Annotated in this window: 7 protein-coding genes and 2 pseudogenes; all 9 read left to right on the top strand. The window is 69.3% G+C overall.

Features of this window, described 5'->3' with window-relative positions; translation table 11 throughout:
• Positions 1–670 (top strand): annotated as a pseudogene (locus tag U9980_RS10270) (hypothetical protein); the annotation flags it as partial.
• 45 nt (positions 671–715) lie between these two features.
• Complete coding sequence (locus U9980_RS10265; protein WP_322767707.1) at positions 716–1174, top strand: SseB family protein; 459 nt, start codon at positions 716–718, stop codon at positions 1172–1174.
• 345 nt (positions 1175–1519) lie between these two features.
• Complete coding sequence (infC, locus tag U9980_RS10260; RefSeq protein ID WP_416210216.1) at positions 1520–2104, top strand: translation initiation factor IF-3; 585 nt, start codon at positions 1520–1522, stop codon at positions 2102–2104.
• A gap of 43 nt (positions 2105–2147) precedes the next feature.
• Positions 2148–2342, top strand: a complete 195-nt coding sequence (gene rpmI, locus U9980_RS10255; protein ID WP_239311477.1) for a 50S ribosomal protein L35 — start codon at positions 2148–2150, stop codon at positions 2340–2342.
• 87 nt (positions 2343–2429) lie between these two features.
• Positions 2430–2825 carry a 50S ribosomal protein L20 gene (rplT, locus tag U9980_RS10250; protein ID WP_322747513.1) on the top strand — a complete coding sequence of 132 codons (396 nt, stop codon included), beginning with the start codon at positions 2430–2432 and terminating at the stop codon, positions 2823–2825.
• A 34-nt stretch (positions 2826–2859) separates the two neighbouring features.
• Positions 2860–3699 carry an RNA methyltransferase gene (locus U9980_RS10245; protein WP_322767706.1) on the top strand — a complete coding sequence of 280 codons (840 nt, stop codon included), beginning with the start codon at positions 2860–2862 and terminating at the stop codon, positions 3697–3699.
• Positions 3696–4856 (top strand): ATP-binding protein, encoded by a 1161-nt coding sequence (locus U9980_RS10240; protein WP_416210215.1) that lies wholly within the window; start codon positions 3696–3698, stop codon positions 4854–4856. Before U9980_RS10245 ends, U9980_RS10240 begins: the two co-directional genes overlap by 4 nt.
• Before the next feature lie 287 nt (positions 4857–5143).
• Positions 5144–6178, top strand: a complete 1035-nt coding sequence (gene pheS / locus U9980_RS10235) for a phenylalanine--tRNA ligase subunit alpha (protein ID WP_322751899.1) — start codon at positions 5144–5146, stop codon at positions 6176–6178.
• A 2-nt stretch (positions 6179–6180) separates the two neighbouring features.
• Positions 6181–7965, top strand: a pseudogene (locus tag U9980_RS10225) (phenylalanine--tRNA ligase subunit beta); the annotation flags it as partial.

Genomic DNA, 7965 nt, shown 5'->3' with positions numbered 1-7965 from the left:
GGAGATCCCGGAGACGGTGGCGGCCGGCGGTTCGGCCGACGGTTCGGCCGGCGTCGACCGGGGGCAGGTGGACGGTGCCGATCCCGCGACATCCATGATCAATTGTTTACGGGTGCATGTCGGCGGGTTCAGTGGTGGCGCTGGACGCACGGCCGCGGCCGGTCTCGGGATGGCTCTCGCCGCATCCCGCCGCGACCGGCTCATCGCGGTGGACGTGTGTGCCGAACAGGCCGGCCGCGCCCAGGACGTGTTGGCGGTCTGGTACGAGGTGGTGCTGGTCGACGGACCTCCAGGCTGGGACCAGCCGCTGCCCGCGGCTACGTCTTCCCGCGCCGACACGATCGTGGTGGCCGCGCGGGCCGACCTTGTTGATCTTTCGGCTGCAGACGACGTCCTGGTGACACTCGCCGGCCCCGAGATCGCCGACGTCGCCTGGAGCGGGGCTGGCGTCTCGCTGGTGGTCGCGGTCGTGGAGACCGTCCCGATCCGCTGGTCCGCCCGGGCCCGCCGTCGCCTGGCACGGCTTTCCGATCGCGCGCGGGCCGTTGTCGTCGTCCCGTTCGATCCGGCGCTGGTCGACGGTGTTCCGTTCACCTGGTTGGGCCTGCGTCGTCGCACCAGAGCGGCCTTCGGTGAGCTCGCCGCCGCCGTGGACGCAGCCTCCGGTTGATCGCCTTCACGCGTACAGTCGGGCCGGGAGCAATAGGGTCGACCGGTGAAGCGGGAGCTGCTGGCGCCATCCGGGCAGGGTGATCACGGTGGTGCGGACGGTGCGTTGCGCGCCGCGCTGGATGCGGGGGACGAACAGTCGGTCGCGACCGCGCTGGTCCGGGCCCGGGTGTTCGTCGCGATCGAGGCCCGACGGACAGATGCCGATCCACCCGGCGATCCAGATGTCGATCCACCCGGCGATGCCGGCACCGGCGCCGAGAAGTCGTCCGAGATGGTTCTGGTGACCCTTTGGGTGCCCTCCGGAGCTACCGCGATTCCGGCGTTCAGCGGTGTCGACACGCTGGCGCGGTGGCGCCGGACGGCCCGGCCGGTCGCGGTGCCCGGTCATGCCCTGTGTGCCCAGGCCGTGCGCGATGGCCACAGCGCGGTCGTGCTTGACATCGCCGGACCGGCGATGGCTACCGTCGACGGTGAGTTGTTGGAGCGGATCGCCGCGCTCTAATGCCTGTCCGGTGGATATCGGTCGATGCGCGCGTGGTGGATTGACCGTTTTCGGATGGATTACCCCTTGCGGGCCGTTGGGCCCGCTCGGCAGGGACTCCATATCCCACGGTCAACTGATCGTCGCATCCGGCCCACTACTGCTAGGCTGTTGGTCGACCGCTTGTCACCCGGGCCGGAGTCTCGTAGCGATTCCTTCCAGTGGTGACAAGGCCAAGCGGAGGCTTGCCTCCCACCCGACGTCGCAACTTCGGCGGCCGGGTCGCCGGTCGGCCGAGCCGTTGTGTGACGGCGTATCGGCCGGGTGCCCAGTCTGGCTGGGTGCAGGGCTCCGCAGCGGCAGGTCATGCCCGCGCGTCGAGTCCACGGAGGGAACCACATCAGCGCAGAGTCACGTATTAACGACCGGATCAGGGTGCCCGAGGTGCGCCTGGTTGGGCCCGAAGGCGAGCAGATCGGCATTGTGGCCATTGCCGAGGCTATGCGGCTGGCCCAGGAGGCCGATCTCGACCTGGTTGAGGTCGCTCCGACGGCCCGTCCGCCGGTCTGCAAGCTCATGGACTATGGGAAGTTCAAGTACGAGTCCGACCAGAAGCGTCGTGAGGCTCGTAAGAACCAGGTCCAGACGGTAATCAAGGAAATGAAGCTTCGGCCGAAGATCGATCCGCACGACTACGAGACCAAGAAGGGTCACGTGGTCCGGTTCCTGCGGGCCGGCGACAAAGTCAAGATAACGATTATGTTCCGCGGGCGGGAACAGTCCCGACCCGAGCTCGGCATCCGGCTCCTGCAACGCTTGTCGACCGATGTTGCGGAGCTCGGTTACGTCGAGGCTCAGCCCAAGCAGGACGGCCGGAACATGACCATGGTGATGGCACCGCACAAGGGGTCCCGACCTCAGCGAGCGCCTGAGCCGGCCGGACTGGTCTGACCAGCATGCCGTTGACGACCACCACTGATTGCAGGATCTCCAGATGCCCAAGATGAAGACCCACACCGGCGCGTCCAAGCGGTTCAGAATCACTGGAACAGGCAAGGTGATGCGCCGCCGGACCAACCGCAACCACCTGTTGGAACACAAGTCCAGCCGGCGTACCCGGCGGCTGTACAACGAGGTGACGCTCAGCCCGGCGGACGAAGGACGCATCAAGAAGCTGCTGGCGCGCTGACCACCGCTCGCCCCCGAACCGCTCCCATGGGTTGGGAGCGGTGCAACGCGGTGCCGCCAGTCACGACTGAAGGAGAGTTCCCCCCTCATGGCAAGGGTCAAGCGGGCGGTCAACGCCCAGAAGAAACGCCGGACGGTGCTGGAGCAGTCCAGCGGGTACCGGGGGCAGCGCTCAAGGCTGTACCGCAAGGCCAAGGAGCAGGTCCTGCACTCGATGGCCTACTCCTACCGCGACCGGCGAGCTCGCAAGGGCGACTTCCGGCAGCTGTGGATAGCCAGGATCAACGCCGCCGCGCGGGCGAACGGGATGACCTACAACCGGTTCGTCCAGGGGCTGCGGCTGGCCGAGGTGGACGTTGACCGCAAGATCCTCGCCGATCTCGCGGTGACGGACCCGGCCGCGTTCACCGCGCTCGTCCAGGTCGCGCGTGCCGCCCTGCCGACGGTGCCGCCGGTCCGCGCGTCGGAGACGTCGGCGGCCTGATCGATCGCGTCGGACGGTACCCGTATCCGAATTCATGCTGGTGGTCCCGGACCCGGCTGGCCCGCGCTCGTCGCGGGTTCTCGACGCGCGGCGCCTGCGCCGTCCGGCGACCCGTCGCGTGCGCGGTCAGTTTCTGGTCGAGGGCCCCCAGGCGGTCACAGCGGGGCTTGCGGTCGGGGCACTGCACGAGATCTTCGTTGGTTCGTCGGCGATGAGCAGGTACGCGGCCCTTGTAGACGGAGCGGGGATACCGGTGCGGGTCATATCGGATGACGCAGTGGCGTCACTGTCCGAGACAGTGACGCCTCAAGGTGTGGTCGGGCTGGCTGACTGCCCGCGCCACCGGGTCGCAGACCTCGATCAACCCCGGCTGGTGGCGATCTGCCTCGACACTCGCGATCCGGGCAATGCGGGGACGATCATCAGATCCGCGGACGCCGCGGGCGCGGACGCGGTGGTGTTCGCCGGGTCGTCGGTGGACCCGTTCGGGGGCAAGGCTGTCCGAGCGTCCGCGGGCAGCATCTTTCACCTACCGGTGGTGACTGACATCGATCTCGACGACGCGATCCGCCAGCTGCGGGACCATGGCTGCCGCATCGTGGCGACGAGCCCGCTCGCGCCGCGGGATCTCGACGCCGCGGCGGACGCGGGGGAGCTCGACGTGCCCACAGCGTGGCTGTTCGGTAACGAGGCACACGGTCTCCCCCGTGCCGGCGTGGTGTCCGCGGACGCGGCACTTCGGGTGCCGGTGTACGGTCAGGCCGAGTCGCTGAATCTTGCGGTGGCGACGGCGATCTGCCTGTACGCGTCAGCGCGCGCGCAGGCGAGGTCCGGGTCCGGGGCTCCAGGCGCCGGGGGAGGTGGACGGCTGTGACACACACGGTCACGTCGGCTCCCGACCAAGCTCGCAATCCACCGGTGGACGGGGAGCTACTGCCCGGTCCCGGGCCGCGGGCGGATGGGACGCCGTACCACGAGGCACCCACCGTGCCACCGGTGTCCTGGGACGATCTCCCGGACGGGATCGTGATGGTGGACGCGGACGGGCGGGTGCAGGTGTTCAACGCCGCGGCCGTCAAGATCACCGGTGTCGCGGCGACCGCCGCTGTGGGAGGTCATCTCACCGACGTCCTGCCGTTGCTGGACGAGCGGGGCAATGACTGGTGGGAGTGCTCACGGGTGAGCCGCAACCTGCCACGGGTGACCGGTCAGCCCGAGCGTCGACTCACGTTCGCAGGTCCCCAGCGTGAACGTGATCTTAACGTGACCGTCCGTTACGTCCGCGTCGAGGGGCAGCTGGTGCAGGTTGCGTTGTCCCTGCGGGACACGGCAAGTCGGGAGCGGCTGGAGCGCAACCGCGCCGACCTGGTGTCCACGGTCGCGCACGAACTGCGGTCACCGCTGACGAGCGTGAAGGGGTTCACGGCCACGCTGTTGGCGAAGTGGGACCGGTTCACCGAAGAGCAGAAGAAGCTCATGCTCAACACCGTCAACACCGATGCGGACAGGGTCACCCGACTGCTGGCCGAGGTGCTCGATGTGTCGCGCATCGACTCCGGTCGGATCCAGATGCGCAAGCAGATCGTGGATCTTGATCTGACGCTGCGCCGGGTCGTGGACGGCAAGGTCGCGGCCGGGGAGGCCACCCATGACCGGTTCGCGGTGTTCACTGACGGTAAACTGCCGGAGATGTGGCTGGACTCCGACAAGATCGAACAGGTGTTGCACAATCTTGTCGACAACGCGCTGCGCCACGGTGCGGGTACCGTCACCATTGCCATGCGCGGCACGCCGACCGGGGCCGATGTGACCGTGGCGGACGAGGGCGAGGGTGTGCCCGAGGCGAGTGCGTCCCGGGTTTTCGCGAAGTTCTGGCGCGGCGCCACCCGTGGTAACGGAACAGGCCTCGGGCTCTACATTGCCAAGGCGCTCATCGAGGCGCATGGCGGGACGATCATGGTCGGGCGGGCGCCGGGTGGTGGCGCCGAGTTCCGATTCGTCGTGCCCGCCGGAGCACCCGTCTTCCCCTGAGGTCTGATCGCCAGAAGCCAGATCATCTGGAGTCTGATCACCTGGAGCGACGTCGCAACCCGGTGGGCGCCCCGGCCCGCATCCCGCACCCGGCCTGCGTCCGCCCGTTTGTGGCGGGTGCCGGTCGGGATCTCACCTGATGGTCGGTTCGACCATCAACGATCTCAATGAGGATGACCAGCGTGTCCCCGTCCCCACCGAGCGCTGACTCGAACCATGCCGACCGCGACCCGACCGACCGCGACCCGACCGGTCCGGACCAGCTCGATCCCGAGCAGCTCGCCAGGATGTGCGCGCAGGCGTCCGAGGCGATCGCCGCCGCAGGCGATCTTGACGAGCTCGCCGCCGTCCGCACCTCGCATGTGGATGGCCGCTCTGCTCCGCTGGCGCTGGCGCGCCGGGTGCTCGGCGCCTTGGCGCAGGCGGACCGTGCCGCAGCCGGGCGCCGACACAACGATGCCGCAGCCTCGGTCCGGGCACTCTATGAGACACGGCTCGCCGAGCTCACCGCCGACCGGGACGCCCGGGTCCTCGTCGAGGAGCGGGTTGACGTCACCGTGCCGGTGGATCGCGCTCCGCGGGGAGCGCGGCATCCGATCACGGCGCTGTCCGACTACCTGGTGGACGTATTCGTGGCGATGGGTTACGAGGTCGCGGAGGGGCCCGAGGTCGAGCACGACTGGTTCAACTTCGAGGCGCTGAACCTCGACCCCGATCATCCTGCGCGCAGTTCTCATGACACCCTCTACGTCGACCCGATGGGCAGCGGGCTGCTGTTGCGCACGCATACCTCGCCGGTGCAGGTCCGCGCGCTGCTGTCGCGTCCGCTGCCGGTGTACGTCGTGTGCCCGGGACGGACGTATCGCAACGACGCCGTCGACGCCACGCACTCGCCCGTATTCGGTCAGATTGAGGGCCTCGCGGTCGATGAGGGCATCACCATGGCCGACCTACGCGGCACGCTGGATGTGTTCGCCCAGGCCCTGTTCGGTTCGGGTCTGTCGACGCGACTGCGGCCGCACTACTTCCCGTTCACCGAGCCGTCGGCAGAGCTCGACGTCGTCTGTTTCGCCTGCCGCGGCGAGGCTGCCCGCCAGCCGTGCCGGGTGTGCTCCGACGAGGGTTGGATCGAGGTCGGTGGCTGCGGGATGGTCGACCCGAACGTGCTCGTCGCCTGCGGCGTCGACCCGTCCCGCTACAGCGGGTTCGCATTCGGAATGGGTCTGGAACGTGCCGCGATGATTCGGCACAACGTCCGCGAGATCCGCGACTTCGTCGACGGTGACATCCGTTTCGGTCGTCTGTTCGGGACGGGGAGCTGATCATGAAAATTCTCATGTCGTGGCTGCGGGAGGCCGTCGACGGCCTGCCACCGGCGAAGGCGGTCGCCGAGGCGCTGATCAGGGCCGGTTTCGAGGTGGAGTCCGTCGAGTCCGTCGGTCACGACCTCGCCGGGGTCGTCGTCGGCGAGGTCGTCTCGATCGAGGTCGTCGAGACCAAGAAGAAGAACGTGCGCTGGGTGGATGTCGCGGTGTCCAGACCGGCACCCGCGGGGTGATCTGCGGGGCGTTCAACTTCGAGGTCGGCGCCCGGGTGGCGGTGGCGTTGCCCGGCGCGGTGCTGCCCGGCGGCTTCACCATCACCGCGCGCAAGACCTATGGGAAGCTCAGCGACGGGATGATCTGTTCGCTCCGTGAGCTGGGCATCGGTGACGATCATGACGGCATCCTGGTGCTGCCGCCTGAGACCCCGCTGGGCGTGGACGTCGCCGAGCTGCTGGATCTCGCCGACGACGTCCTTGACATAGCCGTGACCCCGGACCGTGGTTACGGCCTGTCGGTCCGCGGGATCGCCCGGGAGGTGGCGACCGCGTTCGGGCTGACGTTCCATGATCCTGCCGCCGTGGTTGCCGGTGGCAGCGACGCCGGCGGCGCCGGCCTCGGCGAGCGCAGTGACGCACCGGCCACGCTCGGGTACCCGGTCGTGGTGGCGGACCCCGAGGCCTGTACCCGCTACGTCGCCCGGGTCGTGCGCGGGGCGTCCCCGGGTGCGCAGACCCCGTTGCGCCTTGCCCGCCGCCTCACGCTCTCGGGCATGCGGCCGGTCTCGGTGCCGGTCGACATCACCAATTTGATCATGTTGGGGCTGGGGCAGCCGCTGCACGCCTTCGACCGGGCGAAGCTGTCCGGCCCGATCGTGGTCCGCCGGGCCCGTGAGGGCGAACGGCTGGTCACCCTCGACGGTGTCAAACGGGAACTCGACCCCGAAGATCTCGTGATCGCGGACGACTCCGGGGTGGTGGCGTTGGCCGGTGTGATGGGTGGCGCGTCCACCGAGATCTCGTCGGACACCACCGAGATCCTGATTGAGGCGGCCCATTTCGACCCGATCGCCGTCGCCCGCACGGCCCGACGCCACCAGCTCACCTCGGAGGCGTCCCGCCGGTTCGAACGTGGCGTCGATCCGGCGCTCGCGCCGGTGGCCGCGCAGGCTGCGGTCCGGCTGCTCACCGAGCTCACCGGCGCCACGGCCGAGGCCGGGGTGACCGACATCGACCACCGGCGGCCGGCGCCGACCATCCTGTTCCCCGTCGCCGAGACCACCCGGCTCGGCGGCCGTCCCTACCCGCCCGATGTCGTCCGCCGACGCCTGACCGAGGTCGGCTGCCTGGTCACCGAGGCACCCGGACCGGACCGCCCGGGCGGTTTGGGCGGTGTCGGCGGTGTGGGCGGTGGCGGCGGTGTGCCCACGGATCTGCTCGCGGTCACCCCACCGTCCTGGCGGGGTGACCTCACCCGGCCCGCGGACCTCGTCGAGGAGGTCATCCGGCTGGAGGGCTACGACACCATCGCGGTGACGCTCCCGCGGCTACCCGCCGGCCGTGGCCTGACCCAGGGCCAGCGGCTGCGCCGTGCGGTCGACGCGGCGCTGGCCAGCCAGGGCTACATCGAGGTCCTTACCGTCCCCTTCGTCAGTGACGACACGCCGGCCAGGCTCGGGCTCGACGAGGACGACCCACGCGCCGCGGTGGTCCGGATCGCAAACCCGATCGCCGAGGACGCCGCCAACCTGCGCACATCCCTGCTACCCGGACTCTTCGCCGCGGCCG

The organism is Protofrankia sp. Cr1 (assembly GCF_963555865.1).
GTDB lineage: Bacteria > Actinomycetota > Actinomycetes > Frankiales > Frankiaceae > Protofrankia.
Note: the sequence above shows the minus strand (reverse complement) of the source record. Positions and strands in the feature narration are given on the sequence as shown.

Coding starts and splice junctions, on each gene's coding strand:
- infC (WP_416210216.1), top strand. CDS start 1,520: ATGCCCGCGCGTCGAGTCCACGGAGGGAACCACATCAGCGCAGAGTCA.
- rpmI (WP_239311477.1), top strand. CDS start 2,148: ATGCCCAAGATGAAGACCCACACCGGCGCGTCCAAGCGGTTCAGAATC.
- rplT (WP_322747513.1), top strand. CDS start 2,430: ATGGCAAGGGTCAAGCGGGCGGTCAACGCCCAGAAGAAACGCCGGACG.
- U9980_RS10245 (WP_322767706.1), top strand. CDS start 2,860: ATGCTGGTGGTCCCGGACCCGGCTGGCCCGCGCTCGTCGCGGGTTCTC.
- pheS (WP_322751899.1), top strand. CDS start 5,144: ATGTGCGCGCAGGCGTCCGAGGCGATCGCCGCCGCAGGCGATCTTGAC.